The following is a 16,115-nucleotide window of genomic DNA, read 5'->3' as shown; positions in this document are numbered from 1 at the left end:
CTCAGGCACAGGAGTTCTCCTTTGGAAGTCAACGGGGACGCGGAACCGCGGCGGGCCGGCGGAAATGGCCGCGGACGGCACGGAGCATCAGTTAGTCATAGCGAAGCTGCCGGCGGATTTATTCCGGAACTTCCCCGGCGCGCTGCGCGGTTCGGATCAGGCGGACTTACGGCGTTTGACGTCGTGGGCGATCAAGGTGGGCGGGGCCTTCTTGGCCACAACGTCCTCGGTGATGACCACGCTGGCGACGTCGTCGCGACTCGGCAGGTCGAACATCACCGGGAGCAGGACTTCCTCCATGATGGCCCGGAGGCCGCGGGCACCGGTGCCGCGTTCCAGAGCCTGGTCAGCGATCAGGTCCAGGGCCTCGTCCTCGAACACCAGCTCGACGCCGTCGAGCTGGAACATTTTCTGGTACTGCTTGACCAGCGCGTTCTTGGGCGTGGAGAGAATCTGGATCAGCGCCGGCCGGTCCAGGTTCGAGACCGTGGTGATGACCGGGAGCCGGCCGATGAATTCGGGGATAAGGCCGAACTTCAGCAGGTCCTCGGGCATGACTTCGCCGTAGGAGTCCGCGTTGTTCTTGACCTCGTTCAGCGGGGCGCCGAAGCCGATGCCCTTGCGGCCCGAGCGCGACCCGATGATCTCCTCCAGGCCGGCGAAGGCGCCGGCCACGATGAAGAGCACGTTGGTGGTGTCGATCTGGATGAATTCCTGGTGCGGGTGCTTGCGTCCGCCCTGCGGCGGGACGGAGGCGACCGTGCCTTCGAGGATCTTCAGCAGCGCCTGCTGCACCCCCTCGCCCGAGACATCTCGGGTGATGGAGGGGTTCTCGCTCTTGCGCGAGATCTTGTCGATCTCATCGATGTAGATGATGCCCTGTTCAGCCTTCTTGACGTCGTAGTCCGCGGCCTGGATCAGCTTGAGCAGGATGTTTTCGACGTCCTCACCCACGTAGCCGGCCTCGGTCAGGGCGGTGGCGTCAGCCACGGCGAAGGGGACGTTGAGGCGCCGGGCGAGGGTCTGCGCGAGGTAGGTCTTGCCGCAGCCGGTGGGTCCGATCAGCAGGATATTGGACTTGGCGATCTCGACGTCGTCGTGGTGGCCGCCCTCGGCAAGGGTGCCGCTCTTGGGTGCGTGGCCGGCCTGGATCCGCTTGTAGTGGTTGTAGACGGCGACGGCGAGGGACCGCTTGGCGGGCTCCTGGCCGATGACGTATTCCTGCAGGAAGTCGAAGATCTCGCGGGGCTTGGGCAGCTCGAAGCTCCCCAGGTCAGCTACTTCGGCGAGTTCTTCTTCAATGATCTCGTTGCAGAGTTCAATGCACTCGTCGCAGATGTAGACGCCGGGCCCGGCAATGAGCTTGCGGACCTGCTTCTGGCTCTTTCCGCAGAAAGAACACTTCAGCAGATCGGTGCTCTCGCCAATCCGAGCCATATGTGAACCCCTTAGTATCTTGCTGCCGGCTGGGTCGTGCTCCTGTGCAGCGCTGCACCCGTTACTGGAATCACGGACGTTCCTCGCGGGACGTGAGGCCGTGACAACTTCCACTCTAGGTCACTTTCGGCCTGATGGGTGGAAAGGAGACGCCGGTGCGGCCCATTTCTGCTTGAGCTGCACCGGCGTCGTGGTTGAACTGCCGTGTTGCTACTTGGTGATCGCCTGCGGCTTGATCTTGCGGGAGTCAAGCACCTGGTCGATCAGGCCGTAGCTCATGGCCTCGGCGGCCGTGAGGATCTTGTCGCGTTCGATGTCGTTGTTGACCTGCTCCGAGGTGCGGCCGGAGTGCTTGGCCAGGGTGTCCTCCAGCCAGGAGCGCATCCGCATGACCTCGGCGGCCTGGATCTCCAGGTCGGAGGCCTGTCCGCCCTGGCCGCCGGAGAGGGCCGGCTGGTGGATCAGGACGCGTGCGTTCGGCAGGGCCAGGCGCTTGCCCGGGGTGCCCGCGGCGAGCAGCACGGCGGCCGCACTCGCGGCCTGGCCCAGGCAGACCGTCTGGATCTCCGGGCGGATGTACTGCATCGTGTCGTAGATCGCCGTCATGGCGGTGAAGGAGCCGCCCGGGGAGTTGATGTAAAGCGTGATGTCGCGGTCCGGGTCGGTGGACTCGAGCACCAGCAGCTGCGCCATCACGTCGTCGGCGGAGGCGTCGTCGACCTGGACGCCCAGGAAGATGATGCGGTCCTCGAACAGCTTGGTGTAGGGGTCCTGGCGCTTGAAGCCGTAGGGGGTCCGCTCTTCAAACTGCGGCAGCACGTAGCGGCTGGTCGGCAGGTTACCGGCAGTCGATCCGAAGTTGTAGTCCATGTTCATTGCTCCTGAAGTCGGTTCTGTCTGCGTGCCGGTTAGTTTTCGGTGCCGGCGTCGGCGTTGGTTCCGCCGCCGCCTGCCACGGACCCGGCGTGCGCCGCGATCTTGTCGAAGAAGCCGTATTCGAGGGCTTCGGGCGCCGTGAACCACTTGTCGCGGTCGTTGTCCTTGAGGATGGTCTCCACGGTCTGTCCGGTCTGTTCGGCGGTCAGTTCGGCCATGACCTTCTTCATGTGCAGGATCAGCTCGGCCTGGATCTTGATGTCCGAGGCGGTGCCGCCGATGCCGCCGGAGGGCTGGTGCATCAGGATGCGGGCGTTCGGAGTGGCGTAGCGCTTGCCCTTGGTGCCGGAGGAGAGCAGGAACTGGCCCATCGAGGCGGCCAGGCCGGTGGCGACGGTGACGACGTCGTTCGGGATGAACTGCATCGTGTCGTAGATGGCCATGCCGGCGGTGACGGAGCCGCCGGGCGAGTTGATGTACAGGTAGATGTCCTTCTCGGGGTTTTCGGCCGAGAGCAGCAGCAGCTGCGAGCAGATCGCGTTGGCGTTCTCGTCGCGGACCTCGGAGCCGAGCCAGATAATGCGCTCTTTCAGCAGGCGGTTGTAAATGTAGTTATCCTGGGCTGCCGGATCGACGGTAGCCATCCGGGGTGCCCCTGCTTGCTGTGACATGTGTACTTACCTCTCGCTGGCGACGGTGACGCCACTGGACGGCATCACTGAACTTTCCTACATGGACACTAACGGTTTTCGCGGCTGCTTTGTGCTCAGGCGCAGGGCTGTTCGCTGACGGCGCACGATTGCCCGGAAGGGTTCATTGCAGGCTTAAAAAGCCGCACCCCCGGATCAGTGATCCGGGGGTGCGGGCAGGAACTGCGGGAACCGTGGGTGCTAGAACTTCACGGCCGCGGGGTCGTCGTTCTTGGGCGCTTCGGCAGCTGCCGCGTCGTCGGTGGACTCGGCGGGTGCTTCGGCTGCGGCTGCCTCGTCGGTGGCGTCGGCTTCGAAGGAGGCCTCTTCGCCGCCGGGGCGGACGAAGTCGCTCAGGTCAACCTTGTTGCCCTCGGAGTCGGTGACCTCGGCCTGGCCCAGGACCACGGCGAGTGCCTTGCGGCGGCGCACCTCGGAAACCATCATGGGAACCTGGCCGCTCTGATCGATGATCTGCGCGAACTGGTTCGGATCCATGCCGTACTGGCCGGCGGTGGTGACGATGTAGTCGATCAGCTCGTTCTGAGTGACGTTGACTTCTTCCTTTTCGGCGATTGCGTCAAGGATGATCTCGTTCTGGAAGGCACGCTCCGTGTTGGCCTTGACCTCGGCGCGGTGTTCCTCGGTGTCGTGCTCGCCTTCGCCGTGGGAGTTCTCGGCGCTGAAGTGCTGCTCAAGCTGCTCTTCGACGACGGATTCCGGAACCGGCACCTCTACGAGCTCGACGAGCTTGTCCAGGACCTTGTCGCGGGCCTCTACGCCCTGCTCGACCGTCTTGGAGTCGGCGGCCTGCTTGGCGAGGTCCTCGCGGAGCTCCGCCAGAGTGTCGAACTCGGACGCCAGCTGGGCGAAGTCGTCGTTGGCCTCGGGAAGCTCGCGCTCCTTGACGGCCTTGACGACAACCTTGACCTGCGCGGCCTCGCCGGCGTGGTCGCCGCCCACGAGGGTGGTGTCGAAGATGGCGTCTTCGTCGGCGCTCAGGCCGGTGACGGCTTCGTCGAGGCCTTCGAGCATGGTGCCGGCGCCGACCTGGTAGGACAGGCCTGACGCAGAGTCGACCTCGGCGCCGTCGATCGAGGCGGTGATGTCGATCGTGAGGAAGTCACCGTCGGCGGCGGGGCGGTCAACGGACTTGAGCGTGCCGAAGCGGCCGCGCAGCTCGTCGAGGGCCTTGTCGACGTCGGCGTCGGACGACTCGGCAGCCGCGACCTCGACCTTGATGCCGGAGTAGTCCGGGAGTTCGATTTCGGGGCGCACGTCGACCTCGGCGTGGAACTTCAGTTCGCCGTCGGTGGCGGACGGATCCGGCACCTCGGTGATTTCGACCTCGGGACGGCTCAGCGGGCGGATGCCGGTTTCCTGCACGGCAGCCTGGTACCAGCCGTTGAGGCCTTCGTTGATGGCCGTTTCCAGGACGTAGCCGCGGCCAACGCGCTGGTCAATGAGCTTGGAGGGGACTTTGCCCTTGCGGAACCCGGGAACCTGGATCTGCGAAGCAACAGTCTTGTATGCCTCTGCGATGCTGGGCTTCAATTCCTCAAAGGGGACCTCAACATTGAGCTTGACCCGCGTAGGGGTGAGGTTCTCGACAGCGCTCTTCACAGTCTAAGTACTCCTGGTTTTGGGGGATGGGGTTCTGCAACGCCACATATCTGGCAGTTGCTGCAGAGTCGGGGTGACAGGATTTGAACCTGCGACTTCCTGCTCCCAAAGCAGGCGCTCTAGCCAAGCTGAGCTACACCCCGTAAGTGCACAGAACAGTCTACGGTCATACTGTGCTGATTTGCACATTTGACACTGGGGGCCTGAATTGGGTTTAGTTGTATCCGGCTTCAACAGCCGCCCGGAAGTTTTGCTGAAGTTCCAGCAAATTCCCGGGGACGTAGCTTAATGGTAAAGCCTCAGTCTTCCAAACTGATTACGCGGGTTCGATTCCCGTCGTCCCCTCCGAATATGACGAAGCTTGGGCCCCTCCCCGGAGGGGCTTTTTTCGTGTCCACCCCGCCATGATCCGTCACGGGGACGCGGTGCACCGGCCGGTTCAGGCCCGCTGGCAGGCCGGGCACCAGTAGAGCTTCCGGGCGGCGTGCTCGGTCAGTGCCACGGCTGCGCCGCAGTCCCGGCAGTCCAGGCCCTGCCGGCGGTAGACGAAGTGCGCTTCCTCAGGCTCCGGCAGCCTGTCGCCCTGCCCTTTCCCGTCGCCCTGCCCTGCCCCGTCGCCCCGCCCTGTCCAGTAGCTTGCCGGGGTGGTGATGATCCGGCCGTCGCGGACGCCATCGGACATCATCGCCACGGTGTCATCCCAGAGCAGCCCGGCGGATTCTGCCGGCAGGGCGCTCCCGGGCAGCCAGGGGTCCAGCCGCTGCCGGAACAGCAGCTCGGCGCGGTAGACGTTGCCGACGCCGGCAATCACCTTTTGGTCCATCAGCAGGGTGGCCAGCGGCGTGCGCTTTTTCGCCAGGGCGGCGATGAAGTCCTCCCGGTCCCCCGGGAGGTTCCGCAGCGGATCCGGGCCCAGCCGTGCCGTGACGGCTTCGGCCTCGGTTTCGGTCAGCGTCTCGCAGGTGGTCGCCCCGCGCAGGTCCGCCCACCCGTGCGTGCCGGCCAGCCGGACCCGGACCGCGCCCACCGGAGCCGGTGGGCCCGCGTACACGGGATCCGCGCCGCCGTCACTGTAGACCTCCCGCTCCCCTACTTTTCGGGGCGCGCCAATGCTGGAGGCCCCGCGGAAGTCCGCATCGCCGCCGAAGTCCCACGCGCCGTACAGCCCAAGGTGGACATGCAGGACCAGCCCGTGGTCGAAGTCGAGGAACAGGTGCTTCCCATGCGCCACGGACCCGGTGAGGACGTGGCCGTCCAGCAGGGCGGCACCGTGCACAAAACGTCCCTGCGGGCTGGACACGGCGAGCCGCTCCCCCGCGAAGACGTCCGCGAACTGGCGCGCCAGCCGATGGACCGAATGCCCCTCCGGCACTACTCGACGACCTCGCCGGTGGTTTCGTAGCTGGCGATCTTGCCGATCCGGCGGACGTGGCGCTCATCGTTGCTGAAGGGCTCGGTCAGGAAGGCCTCGATGATGGCGGTGGCCTCGTCGACGCTGTGCTGGCGGCCGCCCACGGCCACGACGTTGGCGTCGTTGTGCTCACGGGCCAGCTTTGCCGTGGAGAGGTTCCAGGCCAGGGCGGCCCGGGCGCCTTTGACCTTGTTGGCGGCGATCTGCTCGCCGTTGCCGGAACCGCCCAGGACGATTCCCAGCGCGGGGGTGCCGGCTTCCTGGTCGGCCACAACGGCGCGGGCGGCGTTGATGCAGAACGAGGGGTAGTCGTCCAGGGCGTCGTAAACCTTCGGCCCATGGTCCACCACGTCGTAGCCCTTCGCTCGGAGGTGGGCCACCAGATGGGCACTGAGCTCCATACCGGCGTGGTCGGTGGCGATGTGGACGCGCGGGAAATCCGGGGCAGTGGTCACGGCGTATCCGTTCTGTGGGGCGCCGGTGGACTCTCGGCGCGGCTGATCAGGGCTCGTCCCAGCCTACTAGGGCTACGCCGCGGGCGCCCCGCCGTTGCGGCGAGCCCGCGCCGCCACGCGGGAGAGCACCTGCGCGACGTTGTCCGCCGTCGTTGCGCTGCCCCCGCTCACCGCCAGCCGTCGGCCGTCGGAGCGGTCGACGACGACGGCGGGGCCGCTGCTGACCAGCATCGCCGTCGTGGCGCCGTGGCTCCGGTAGCCCCAGCCGCCGTAGTCGGCGGCCTTGACCTCTTTCGGCGTCGCCGAATCGATGGCCGCCGCTGGAACATCCATGACCCGGACGAACCCGGCCGCGAACACCCGCAGGCCGCTCCGGTCCACCCGGATGCGGGCGAAGAGGAACACGGCGGCCAGCAGAGCGACCGCCACGAGCAACGCGGCCAGCCACGGCACGGCAACGGTGAGCAGGGCCGCGGGGAACAGCGTGGCAATCCCGAGCATCACAAACACCGAGCTGCGGGCGTGGACCCAGAGGCTCACGGAATCGCCGGCCAGTTCGGGGTCCAGCTCCCGTTCCAGCGCGGCCTGCGCGGCTCTTTCGTCCTCGGTGGACCACCGCTCGTCCGCCTTGAAGACGAAGCCCATCACCACCCCGAGGCCCAGGGCCGCGCCGCTGCCCATGGCCAGGACGGCCACGTCCACGCGGGACTCCCGCGCATCGGCCAGCCCCAGCTGGCCCACGAGTACGGCGGCAAGGACGGTGGTGACGAAAAGGCTTACCGCCAGCCCGGCGCCCATCATGAACCGGCGCATCAGGGCCGGCCGGGACAGCGGCGCCGCCTGCAGCAGGACGGCCCAGCCGACCAGAACGATCATTGCCGCACCAACCCCCACCACTGCTCCAAAGGGCGCAAAATCGGCGGCGCCGGCGCCGGTCCAGCGGACGGCCAGCGGCTCGGGCAGGTCCACACGGATCAGCAGCGCGCACACCACGAAGGCGACGGCCAGCATGAGCGGGAAACCCACGGCGAAACGCAGGGCCCTGGCGTCAACGGAATCCCGGATCTTTCCCATGAACCCAACGCTACCCCTGCCGGGGCCCGCCGGAGGGGACGCGCTGTGAGGTGGACAACTTGCCAACGCACCACAACGTGAAAGAATAATTTCACAGTATCGTTTCCACCGTTCCCACCATTTCTGGAGGCACCTCTTGCCCGGTATGAACCTCACACGCGCCGAAGCCCGCGAGCGCGCCGAACTGATCGCCGTCGACTCCTACGAGGTCAGCCTCGACCTGACCCGTGGCGAAAAGGTCTTTGGCTCCACCACCGCCGTGAAGTTCACGGCCAAGCCGGGGTCCTCGACTTTCATCGACGCCGTGACCCACACGGTGCACAGCGTCACGCTCAACGGCCGCGAGCTGGATCCCGCGGAGGTCTCCGACGGCATCCGGATCCAGCTGACGGACCTGGCCGCCGAGAACGAGCTCCTGGTGGTCGCGGACGCGCCCTACATGAACACGGGCGAGGGACTGCACCGCTTCGTGGACCCGGTGGACAACGAGGTCTACCTGTACACCCAGTTCGAGGTTCCGGATTCCCGGCGCATGTTCGCCGTCTTCGAGCAGCCAGACCTCAAGGCCAGCTTCAGCTTCACGGTCACCGCGCCCTCCCACTGGGACGTCGTCTCCAACTCCCCTACCCCGGTGCCGGTGGAAACCATCCCCGGCGAGGACGGCGGTGCGCGCTCGGTCTGGGAGTTCGCCCCCACCCCGCGGCTCTCCTCCTACGTCACCGCCCTGATCGCCGGTCCGTACCAGTCGGTCCGCAGCGAAGTGAAGTCCGCGGACGGAAAAGTCACCCCGCTGGGCGTTTTCGCCCGCAAGTCCCTCATGCAGTACCTCGACGCGGACAACATCTTCGACCTGACCCGCCAGGGCTTCGAGTTCTTCGAGGCCCAGTTCGGCTGCCCCTATCCGTTCGAGAAGTACGACCAGCTCTTCGTCCCGGAGTTCAACGCCGGGGCCATGGAGAACGCCGGGGCCGTGACCATCCTGGAGGGCTATGTCTTCCGCAGCAAGGTCACCGACGCACAGGTGGAACGCCGCGCCATCACCGTGCTGCACGAGCTGGCCCACATGTGGTTCGGCGACCTCGTGACCATGCGCTGGTGGAACGACCTCTGGCTCAACGAGTCCTTCGCCGAGTACATGTCCCACCTCGCCGCCGTCGAGAACGCAAAATTCGACCACGCCTGGACCACCTTCGCTTCGGTGGAAAAGTCCTGGGCCTACCGCCAGGACCAGCTCCCCACCACGCACCCGATCTTCGCCGAGATCAACGACCTGCAGGACGTCGAGGTGAACTTCGACGGCATCACCTACGCCAAGGGTGCCTCGGTGCTGCGGCAGCTGGTGGCCTGGGTGGGCCCGGAAGAGTTCATGGCCGGCGTCCGCGAGTACTTCCGCAAGCACTCCTGGCAGAACACCGAGCTCAGTGACCTGATGGTCGAGCTGGAAAAGGCCAGCGGCCGCGACCTGGACCACTGGGGACGGCTCTGGCTGGAGACCGCCGGCGTCAACACGCTCAAGCCGGAGCTGTCCGTCGGCGAGGACGGGAGCATTTCCTCGTTCGCCATCCTGCAGTCCGCCACCGAGGCGCAGCCGACCATCCGCCCGCACCGGCTCGCCGTCGGCTTCTACAACCTGGACGGCGCCGGGAAGCTGGAGCGCGTCCACCGCGAGGAGCTCGACGTCGACGGCGAGCGCACCGAGGTTCCCGCCCTGGCGGGCCTGGCGCAGCCGGACCTCATCCTGCTCAACGACGACGACCTCGCCTACGCCAAGGTCCGGCTGGATCCAAAGTCCCTCGCCACCGCAACGGCGCACCTGAAGGACTTCGGCCAGAGCCTCCCCCGCACGCTGGTCTGGGGTTCGGCCTGGGACGCGGCGCGCGACGGCGAAACCCCGGCCCGCGGCTACGTGGAACTGATTCTGGCCAACATCGCCGAGGAATCCGATTCTTCCGTGATCCTGGTCCAGCTCCGCCAGCTCGCCACCACGCTGAACTTCTACGTGGCCGCCGAGCACAAGGACGCCACCGCCACCGCCGCCGCGGACCGGCTCTGGGAGCTTGCCTCCCGCGTCCCGGCCGGGTCGGACGCGCAACTGCAGTTTGTGAAGTCCTACGCCCTGCTGGCACGCAGCGCGACCCAGCTGGACACCGTCGCCGGCCTGCTGGACGGCTCGCGCGAGCTGCCCGGCCTCGCCGTCGACCAGGACCTGCGCTGGGAGCTGATCGCGTCCCTCGTGGTGGGCGGTCGCGCCGGGCAGGAGCAGATTGACGCCGAACTGGAGCACGACAACACCGCCACCGGACAGAACGCCGCGGCCCTTGCCAAGGCGGCCATCCCCACCGCCGAGGCCAAGGCCGCGGCCTGGGAATCGATTGTGGTCAAGGGCGAGCTGTCCAACGCCCTGCAGGGTTCGGCGGTGGCCGGCTTCACCCGCGTGCTGGACACCGCGCTGCTGGAGCCGTACGCCGAAAAGTACTTCGAGGCCGTGCCGGGCATCGTCAGGGACCGCACCCACGCCCTGGCCCAGCAGATCGTCGTCGGGCTCTACCCGGCGCAGCTGACCACGCAGGCCACGGTGGACCGCACCGACGCGTTCCTCGCCTCGTTGCCGGAAGACAGCGCGGCGCTGCGCCGGATGATGTTGGAAAACCGCGACGGCGTCGCCCGCGCCCTGCGCGCACGTGCGGCTGACGTCTAGGCCCGGCGGAAACTAGCCCGCACTTCAGGACCAGCAGTTCAGGACCCCGGCACCGCTCTCGGCGGCGCCGGGGTCCTGCCGTTCCTGCGCCGTTAGACTGGCCGCATGAACCTCGACGAGCACCACTACGCCCTGACGGTTCGCTGGACCGGGAACCTGGGCAGCGGGACGTCCTCCTACCGGGGCTACTCGCGCGACCACGACGTCGAGATCCCCGGGCTGCCGGTCTTGAAGGGCTCTGCGGACCCCACGTTCCACGGCGACCGGGAGCGGTACAACCCGGAGCAGCTGCTGCTGGCGGCGCTCTCGCAGTGCCACATGCTGTCCTTTTTGCACGTCGCCGTGAAGCACGGCGTGGTGGTGACCGGCTATGAGGACCGTGCCGAGGGCGTGATGCGGACCAACCGCGACGGCAGCGGCCAGTTCGAATCGGTCACGCTCAAACCCCGGGTCACGACGGCGGCCCCGGTGGCCGGGGAACTTTTCGAGGAACTGCACCGCGGAGCGAACGCGGTGTGCTTCATCGCCCGGAGCGTCAACTTCCCGGTCCGGCACGAGGCCTCAGCCGCCGTGGAACCGGTTCCCGGTGCACCGGATCCGGCGGATCCGGCAGCAGATGCTCAGGCGGACTGAAACTCGGTCTGGAACTCGAGTAGCAGCCGGCGCTCGACGTCCGGGGTGAGCCCCGCCTGGCGCTCCCGGTGGAGTCCGCGGCGGCGCTCGTCCGCCAGCGTGTCCCGCAGCGTCCGGGTCCACGGCCGCAACTGCAGTCCCGCGGCGCGGGCCGCCGCGTTGCTGCGGGCTGCAAAGCCCTCGTGGCCGGGCGGGAGCCACAACGGAAGCGAGTCCGGACCGGCCCAGTAGTTCACCCCGCGTTCGGCGAGCCAGTCGGCCGGGGCGGCCACCACCTCCGCAGCTCCCCCCGACAGTTGCCGTGACTCTTCGAGGTACTCGGCGAACGGCACCGGTTCGCCGACCGCGTTCAGCGCCCCGGTGACGCCGGCCTCCGCCGCCAGCAGCAGCCAGGCGGCGAGGTCCCGGACATCGATGATCTGGGTGGGATCCGCCGGAATGTCCGGAACCAGCACCGGCCCCGGGTCCCGGGCGAAACGGGCGGGCCAGTAGCCGTAGCGGTCCGAGCCATCCCCCGGCCCTCCGATCAGCCCGGCCCGGCAAAGGTGCGCCCGGTCCCCGGCTAGTTCCGTTGTCAGTTGTTCGATGGCCGACTTTGCCTCGCCGTAGTTCTCCATGGTCGCCTCGATTCCCGCCGCCAGCGGGGCGAGCACGGCGGCGTCCTCGGCCGTGCCCGGGACGGAAGGGTCCGCGTAGACCGAACAGCTCGAAACGAAGGTCCAGTGGCGGGCGGTTCCGGCCAAGGTTTCGAGTGCCTCCCGCGCCTGGCGGGGGTCCCGGGCGACGTCGATGACGGCGTCCCAGTCCCCAGCGCCGGCGGCGCCGGCGTAGGCGGCAGGGCCCAGCGAGCGGTCCGCTTTCAGCCAGCTGGCGCCCTCCGGCGGGGCCGACCGACTCCCGCGGGCCAGGCACATGACGTCGTGCCCGGCGGCGACGGCCTGCCGGGCGATTTCTGCTGACAGGAAGGCGGTGCCGCCGAGGACCAGGATGCGCATGGGGCCACGCTACGGCGCTAATGTGGAAGCTGAACAGAGTGTTATGCGCCCGGCGAACGCGGGCGCCCCTAAGGAGTAAACCCTGCTGATGTACAGCCTGACCACCGCCGAGCCCCTCACGCCGCCGGACATCTCGGCAGTCAACCTGCCGGGCGTCCTGATCAGCATCGGCGTTGGCGTCGCCACCTGGCTGGTGGCGTCCTTCGTGATCGCGGGCATCACGAAGCGGGTTGCCGCCGGAACCACGTTCTTCAAGAAACCGCATTTCCGCTGGGTGGCACCCGCGCTTCGTGCCCTGGACCATCAGCGGCGCGAGCAGCGCGCCAACACAATCGGTTCGCTGCTCAACAGCGTGGTCAGCGTGCTCGTCGTCGTCATCACGGTGATGTACGTCCTGCAGAACCTCAACGTGAACATCGCCCCATTGCTGACCAGCGTCGGCATCCTCGGCGTCGCGATCGGTTTCGGCGCCCAGCAGCTGATCCGCGATTTCCTGGCCGGCATCTTCATCACCATCGAGGACCAGTACGGTATCGGCGACATCATCGAAACGTCCGAAGTGGTGGGAACGGTCGAGTCCATGGGCCTGCGCATCACCCGGGTCAGGGCCGAGGACGGCACCGTCTGGTACCTGCGCAACGGCGAAATCCTGCGGGTGGGCAACCGTTCGCAGGGCAGCTACGTGGCGCCCGACAGCGGGCTGGCGGACGACGCCGGCTCCTCAACCCAGCAACAGGCCGGAGAATAAAATGTCGATCCCCATTTCCGGCGAACCCCGCCAGCCCAAGATGCTGATGCAGAACGATCCGTTCAGCCAGCCCGGTTACACCGACAACTTCTATGACGCCGTGGGCGGCCACGACACGTTCGTGAAGCTGATCGATGTGTTTTACGACGGCGTCGCGACCGACCCGCTGCTGCGCCCGATGTATCCGGAAGAGGACCTCGGGCCGGCCAAGCGGCGGTTCCTGATGTTCCTGGAACAGTACTGGGGCGGCCCCACCACGTATGGCGAGGAGCGCGGCCACCCGCGGCTGCGGATGCGGCACCAGCCGTTCCGCGTCACGCCCGAGGCGAAGGATGCTTGGCTGCACCACATGCGCACCGCCGTCGATGCGCTGGACCTGCCGCCGCTCTACGAGGGGACCCTCTGGGACTACATGGAGCGGGCCGCGCTCTCGATGGTCAACAGCCCTTCCGGGGCCTAGGACCGGACGTGGAAAGACCCCGGAGGCACTTGGGGGAATGCCTCCGGGGTCTTTCTGCGTCCAGAATACCCTGCCGGGTATGGGTCGGCAAGTATTCCGTCCCAGGACCATCGCGGGGATTAGTAAGGTACTTCCCATGCCAATAATCCGCGACGAATGGCCCGGGGACCGCCCCGCCCTTGCAGCGCTCAGGGCCACATGGGCCGCGGAACAGGAGCCGGAACCGCAGGACGGTCACGGCTTCGAAGAGATCTACGGCGACTGGATGGACGCCAACCCGCGGAAGTTCTTTGTCGCCGAGGTGGACGGCCGACTGGTCGGGATGCTCAACCTCCTGGTCTTCGAGCGGATGCCCAAACCGGGGAAACCGCCCTCCTGCTGGGTCTACCTCGGCAACGTCTATGTGCTGCCGGATTTCCGGAACGCCGGCATCGGAGCACAGTTGGTCCAGGCGGCGGTTGAGTTCTCGCGGGGCCTCAACGCGGGCCGGATGGTGCTTTCGCCATCGCCTGCGTCCCGGAACTTCTACGCCCGGCTGGGGTTCCAGCCTGCCGAAGAACTCAGCGTCCTCCGGTTCTGACCGGGACGGCACCCCGGTCCGGCTAGGCTGACGATCATGGCGATCATTCATCAGGCTGAGCTGCAGCCCACAAAACTTGAACTCCTCCAAGGCTGGCTGCCGCGCCAACCCTGGTTCACGGCAACCGCCGCGGCGCTGGGGAAGGTGGGCGCCTTCCGGTTCGACGACCCGGAAGGCGAAGTTGGCATCGAGACGATCCTCGTCGCCGCTGACGGTAGCGTGTTCCAGGTGCCGCTGAGCTACCGGGGATCGCCCTTGCAAGGCGCCGAAGCGTCCTTGATCGGCACCATGCAGCACTCGGTCCTCGGCGAACGGTGGGTTTACGACGCCGTCGGCGATCCCTGCTACCTGGACGCCTTGGCTGCCGCCATCCTGACGGGCCAGTCACAGGCGCAGCACTTTTTGGACGTCGATGGCAGGCTCGAGGCGATGCCGGAGTCCGTTCTCGTTGGCAGCACCGGGCCGCTACGTTCCGCGGCGCCGGCCCTCGGCCCCGGCACAGCCTCCAGCACGGACGCGGAAACAGTGGTCCGGACCGGAGCGCTGGAACTGCTGGTCATCCGCCGGCTTCAACTGGCGGAACAGACCGCTGGCCCTGAGTCCCTCACCGCTACCTGGGCCGGACAGCGGATCCCGGTCAAACTCGCGTCCGTCACGGCGGACTGAGCAGGTAGTCCGCCAGCCGGCCGCCCCTCTGGACCTGGCGGCTCTAAAGTCCCGAGCCGGCGCGGACCAGGACGTGGCCGCGGGGGCTGCTGAGCCGGAACCAGCGGCCCGAACGGAAGAGGCTTTGTTCGCCGTCGGCCAGGAAGCCCAGGGTCAGCGCGGCGAACGCGGCCCCGGCGGGCAGTCCGCCGGCGTCGGGCAACTCCCGGCCCCAGACGGTCGCCCGGGCGTTGTTCACGATCAGGGCGCCGGGCTTGTCCGGGATGATGGCTGCGATCTCGGTGATGCCTGCCTCCGCGGCCTGCCGCAGGACAGTGTCCGGCAGCGCGCCGAGCGGCTCCCAGCCGGTGCGGGGTGCGCCGACGCCGGCCCACGATTCGGTGACGGCCATCGGCGGCACCGGGAGTTCGACGTCGTCGGCGCCCGCGCGGGCCAGACGGTCCAGCACGGCAGAGAGCGGGACGGTCACATCGAGCTCGGCCGGCGCTGCCAGCGCCACGGTCCGGAGCCCCAGGATGGTGGGGGTTGCCTCCCCCAGCAGCCGCGGCCGGAGCACGCAGACGTACGCGGCCAGGACCGGCCCGCTGGCGTTCAGCCGGATGGCGCCGTCCTCGACGGCCCGGGCGCGGGTGGCGAAGGTGCGCAGGTCGGCGAGGTCGCGGGGATCGGTGAACTGCAGGGGCTGGGTTAGGACGTCAGACACAATCTTGACTCTACCGGCTGTGCCTCTTTTGAGCCGTGCCGGGGTGCCGTCTAGAGTCAAACCATGACTGAAGCCGAAGCCGGATTGCAGGCGATGCCCACCGAGGACCCCACCTCCTCGCTCATCCAACTCCTGACCCTCGGCGAGCTGGAGGGCGCACGGACCGACGAGGACATCTTCATGGGCCCCTCGCAGAAGCAGCCGCGGCAGCGCGTCTTCGGCGGCCAGGTGCTGGCCCAGTCCCTCGTGGCGGGCAGCCGCACTGTTCCGGACGGCCGCGGGGTCCACTCCATGCATGGCTATTTCCTCCGGCCGGGCGACGCCAACAAGCCCATCACCTTCGGCGTCCAGAGGTTGCGCGACGGCCGTTCCTTTTCCGCGCGCCGGGTCCACGCGTACCAGGAGGGCATGCCCATCCTGTCGATGATCGCGTCCTTCCAGGACGAGGATGAAGGAATCGAGCACCAGACCCAGATGCCCACCGGGATACCGGACCCGGAGTCGCTGCCGAGCACGGCCGACCTGCTGGGCAAGTACGACCACCCGGTGGCCCGCCACTGGGCCTACGAGCGCCCCTTCGACATCCGCCACGTGGATCCGGCCCTGTACGTCTCCGCGAAAGGCCCGAAGGAAGCCCGGAACGCGGTCTGGATGCGTACCTTCGGCCCGATGCCCGATGACCCGGAGATGCACCGCGCCGCACTGGCCTATGCCAGCGACTACACGCTGCTGGAATCCGTCCTGCGCAAGCACGGCATGAGCTGGATTACCCCCGGAATGTCCGTCGCCAGCCTGGATCACGCCATGTGGTGGCACCGGCCCGTCCGCGTGGACGAGTGGTTGCTCTACGTCCAGGAATCCCCCAGCGCGCAGGGTGCCCGCGGCCTGGCTACCGGCAAGATCTTCAGCCGCGACGGCCGGCACGTCGCGACGGTGGCCCAGGAAGGCATGATCCGGGTGCCGACCGACTTCAAGAACAAGGTCAAGGGCGCCGTCCAGACCAAGGTGCTGGAGCACCAGATGCGCAAGGCCGACCGCGGCTGACGCGGACACGCGAAAGGCCCGGC

General features: G+C 67.5%; 16 protein-coding genes and 2 tRNA genes. 8 read left to right on the top strand and 10 right to left on the bottom strand.

Features of this window, described 5'->3' with window-relative positions; all coding sequences use genetic code 11:
- Window positions 1-156: 156 nt before the first annotated feature.
- The 5 genes from clpX to AB4Y91_RS06000 all read right to left on the bottom strand — a co-directional run bounded on the left by clpX (window position 157) and on the right by AB4Y91_RS06000 (window position 4,768).
- Window positions 157-1,437, bottom strand: coding sequence for an ATP-dependent Clp protease ATP-binding subunit ClpX (gene clpX, locus AB4Y91_RS06020; RefSeq protein ID WP_441417561.1), 1,281 nt, complete (start codon window positions 1,435-1,437; stop codon window positions 157-159).
- Window positions 1,438-1,647: 210 nt separating this feature from the next.
- Complete coding sequence (locus tag AB4Y91_RS06015) at window positions 1,648-2,307, bottom strand: ATP-dependent Clp protease proteolytic subunit (RefSeq protein WP_441417867.1); 660 nt, start codon at window positions 2,305-2,307, stop codon at window positions 1,648-1,650.
- A 38-nt stretch (window positions 2,308-2,345) separates the two neighbouring features.
- The gene (locus AB4Y91_RS06010; protein WP_175321079.1) at window positions 2,346-2,957 is read right to left on the bottom strand and encodes an ATP-dependent Clp protease proteolytic subunit; all 612 of its coding nucleotides are present in this window, start codon (window positions 2,955-2,957) and stop codon (window positions 2,346-2,348) included.
- A gap of 246 nt (window positions 2,958-3,203) precedes the next feature.
- Entirely contained in the window at window positions 3,204-4,625 is a 1,422-nt protein-coding gene (gene tig, locus AB4Y91_RS06005) for a trigger factor (RefSeq protein ID WP_441417560.1), read from the bottom strand.
- A gap of 68 nt (window positions 4,626-4,693) precedes the next feature.
- Window positions 4,694-4,768: transfer RNA gene (locus tag AB4Y91_RS06000), tRNA-Pro, on the bottom strand.
- A gap of 131 nt (window positions 4,769-4,899) precedes the next feature.
- On the opposite strand from AB4Y91_RS06000, the gene AB4Y91_RS05995 reads away from it, so the two are divergent.
- Window positions 4,900-4,970 (top strand) — tRNA-Gly (locus AB4Y91_RS05995).
- Between the two features lie 94 nt (window positions 4,971-5,064).
- On the opposite strand, the gene AB4Y91_RS05990 is transcribed toward AB4Y91_RS05995, so the two are convergent.
- From AB4Y91_RS05990 to AB4Y91_RS05980, 3 genes are all read right to left on the bottom strand, one after another.
- Window positions 5,065-5,997 carry an Fpg/Nei family DNA glycosylase gene (locus AB4Y91_RS05990; RefSeq protein ID WP_441417559.1) on the bottom strand — a complete coding sequence of 311 codons (933 nt, stop codon included), beginning with the start codon at window positions 5,995-5,997 and terminating at the stop codon, window positions 5,065-5,067.
- The gene (locus AB4Y91_RS05985; RefSeq protein WP_441417558.1) at window positions 5,997-6,491 is read right to left on the bottom strand and encodes a ribose-5-phosphate isomerase; all 495 of its coding nucleotides are present in this window, start codon (window positions 6,489-6,491) and stop codon (window positions 5,997-5,999) included. The genes AB4Y91_RS05990 and AB4Y91_RS05985 overlap by 1 nt, the downstream gene beginning before the upstream one ends.
- 72 nt (window positions 6,492-6,563) lie before the next feature.
- Complete coding sequence (locus AB4Y91_RS05980) at window positions 6,564-7,565, bottom strand: hypothetical protein (protein WP_441417557.1); 1,002 nt, start codon at window positions 7,563-7,565, stop codon at window positions 6,564-6,566.
- Between the two features lie 145 nt (window positions 7,566-7,710).
- On the opposite strand from AB4Y91_RS05980, the gene pepN reads away from it, so the two are divergent.
- Window positions 7,711-10,263 (top strand): aminopeptidase N, encoded by a 2,553-nt coding sequence (gene pepN / locus AB4Y91_RS05975; RefSeq protein WP_441417556.1) that lies wholly within the window; start codon window positions 7,711-7,713, stop codon window positions 10,261-10,263.
- A 105-nt stretch (window positions 10,264-10,368) separates the two neighbouring features.
- Window positions 10,369-10,896: an OsmC family protein gene (locus AB4Y91_RS05970; RefSeq protein WP_441417555.1), complete on the top strand. Its 528-nt coding sequence runs from the start codon at window positions 10,369-10,371 to the stop codon at window positions 10,894-10,896.
- On the opposite strand, the gene AB4Y91_RS05965 is transcribed toward AB4Y91_RS05970, so the two are convergent.
- Window positions 10,884-11,891 carry an NAD-dependent epimerase/dehydratase family protein gene (locus AB4Y91_RS05965; protein ID WP_441417554.1) on the bottom strand — a complete coding sequence of 336 codons (1,008 nt, stop codon included), beginning with the start codon at window positions 11,889-11,891 and terminating at the stop codon, window positions 10,884-10,886. The genes AB4Y91_RS05970 and AB4Y91_RS05965 overlap by 13 nt on opposite strands.
- Window positions 11,892-11,979: 88 nt before the next feature.
- Between AB4Y91_RS05965 and AB4Y91_RS05960 the strand changes: the two genes are divergently transcribed.
- From AB4Y91_RS05960 to AB4Y91_RS05945, 4 genes are all read left to right on the top strand, one after another.
- Window positions 11,980-12,639 (top strand): mechanosensitive ion channel family protein, encoded by a 660-nt coding sequence (locus AB4Y91_RS05960; RefSeq protein WP_441417553.1) that lies wholly within the window; start codon window positions 11,980-11,982, stop codon window positions 12,637-12,639.
- Window position 12,640: 1 nt separating this feature from the next.
- Entirely contained in the window at window positions 12,641-13,099 is a 459-nt protein-coding gene (locus AB4Y91_RS05955) for a globin (protein WP_441417552.1), read from the top strand.
- 136 nt (window positions 13,100-13,235) lie between these two features.
- On the top strand, window positions 13,236-13,679 hold the full coding sequence (locus AB4Y91_RS05950; RefSeq protein WP_441417551.1) for a GNAT family N-acetyltransferase: 444 nt from the start codon (window positions 13,236-13,238) through the stop codon (window positions 13,677-13,679).
- Between the two features lie 36 nt (window positions 13,680-13,715).
- Complete coding sequence (locus AB4Y91_RS05945) at window positions 13,716-14,345, top strand: CG0192-related protein (RefSeq protein ID WP_441417550.1); 630 nt, start codon at window positions 13,716-13,718, stop codon at window positions 14,343-14,345.
- A 43-nt stretch (window positions 14,346-14,388) separates the two neighbouring features.
- Here the strand turns inward: AB4Y91_RS05945 and AB4Y91_RS05940 are convergent, their stop codons facing one another.
- Window positions 14,389-15,048: a hypothetical protein gene (locus tag AB4Y91_RS05940; protein ID WP_441417549.1), complete on the bottom strand. Its 660-nt coding sequence runs from the start codon at window positions 15,046-15,048 to the stop codon at window positions 14,389-14,391.
- Window positions 15,049-15,111: 63 nt separating this feature from the next.
- Here AB4Y91_RS05940 and tesB point away from each other — a divergent pair, with 63 nt between their 5' ends.
- The gene (tesB, locus tag AB4Y91_RS05935; RefSeq protein WP_441417548.1) at window positions 15,112-16,092 is read left to right on the top strand and encodes an acyl-CoA thioesterase II; all 981 of its coding nucleotides are present in this window, start codon (window positions 15,112-15,114) and stop codon (window positions 16,090-16,092) included.
- The last annotated feature ends 23 nt before the right edge of the window (window positions 16,093-16,115 follow it).

It is taken from the genome of Arthrobacter sp. YAF16 (assembly GCF_052113385.1).
Taxonomy (GTDB): domain Bacteria; phylum Actinomycetota; class Actinomycetes; order Actinomycetales; family Micrococcaceae; genus Arthrobacter.
This window is presented reverse-complemented; position numbering and strand designations above follow the sequence as displayed.

What these genes read in the sequence shown, in the direction of transcription:
- AB4Y91_RS05950 (WP_441417551.1), top strand. Translation starts at nt 13,236, where the DNA reads ATGCCAATAATCCGCGACGAATGGCCCGGGGACCGCCCCGCCCTTGCA.
- tesB (WP_441417548.1), top strand. Translation starts at nt 15,112, where the DNA reads ATGACTGAAGCCGAAGCCGGATTGCAGGCGATGCCCACCGAGGACCCC.
- pepN (WP_441417556.1), top strand. Translation starts at nt 7,711, where the DNA reads ATGAACCTCACACGCGCCGAAGCCCGCGAGCGCGCCGAACTGATCGCC.
- AB4Y91_RS05960 (WP_441417553.1), top strand. Translation starts at nt 11,980, where the DNA reads ATGTACAGCCTGACCACCGCCGAGCCCCTCACGCCGCCGGACATCTCG.
- clpX (WP_441417561.1), bottom strand. Translation starts at nt 1,437, where the DNA reads ATGGCTCGGATTGGCGAGAGCACCGATCTGCTGAAGTGTTCTTTCTGC.
- AB4Y91_RS05945 (WP_441417550.1), top strand. Translation starts at nt 13,716, where the DNA reads ATGGCGATCATTCATCAGGCTGAGCTGCAGCCCACAAAACTTGAACTC.
- AB4Y91_RS05970 (WP_441417555.1), top strand. Translation starts at nt 10,369, where the DNA reads ATGAACCTCGACGAGCACCACTACGCCCTGACGGTTCGCTGGACCGGG.
- AB4Y91_RS05955 (WP_441417552.1), top strand. Translation starts at nt 12,641, where the DNA reads ATGTCGATCCCCATTTCCGGCGAACCCCGCCAGCCCAAGATGCTGATG.
- AB4Y91_RS05980 (WP_441417557.1), bottom strand. Translation starts at nt 7,565, where the DNA reads ATGGGAAAGATCCGGGATTCCGTTGACGCCAGGGCCCTGCGTTTCGCC.
- AB4Y91_RS06015 (WP_441417867.1), bottom strand. Translation starts at nt 2,307, where the DNA reads ATGGACTACAACTTCGGATCGACTGCCGGTAACCTGCCGACCAGCCGC.
- AB4Y91_RS06010 (WP_175321079.1), bottom strand. Translation starts at nt 2,957, where the DNA reads ATGGCTACCGTCGATCCGGCAGCCCAGGATAACTACATTTACAACCGC.
- AB4Y91_RS05965 (WP_441417554.1), bottom strand. Translation starts at nt 11,891, where the DNA reads ATGCGCATCCTGGTCCTCGGCGGCACCGCCTTCCTGTCAGCAGAAATC.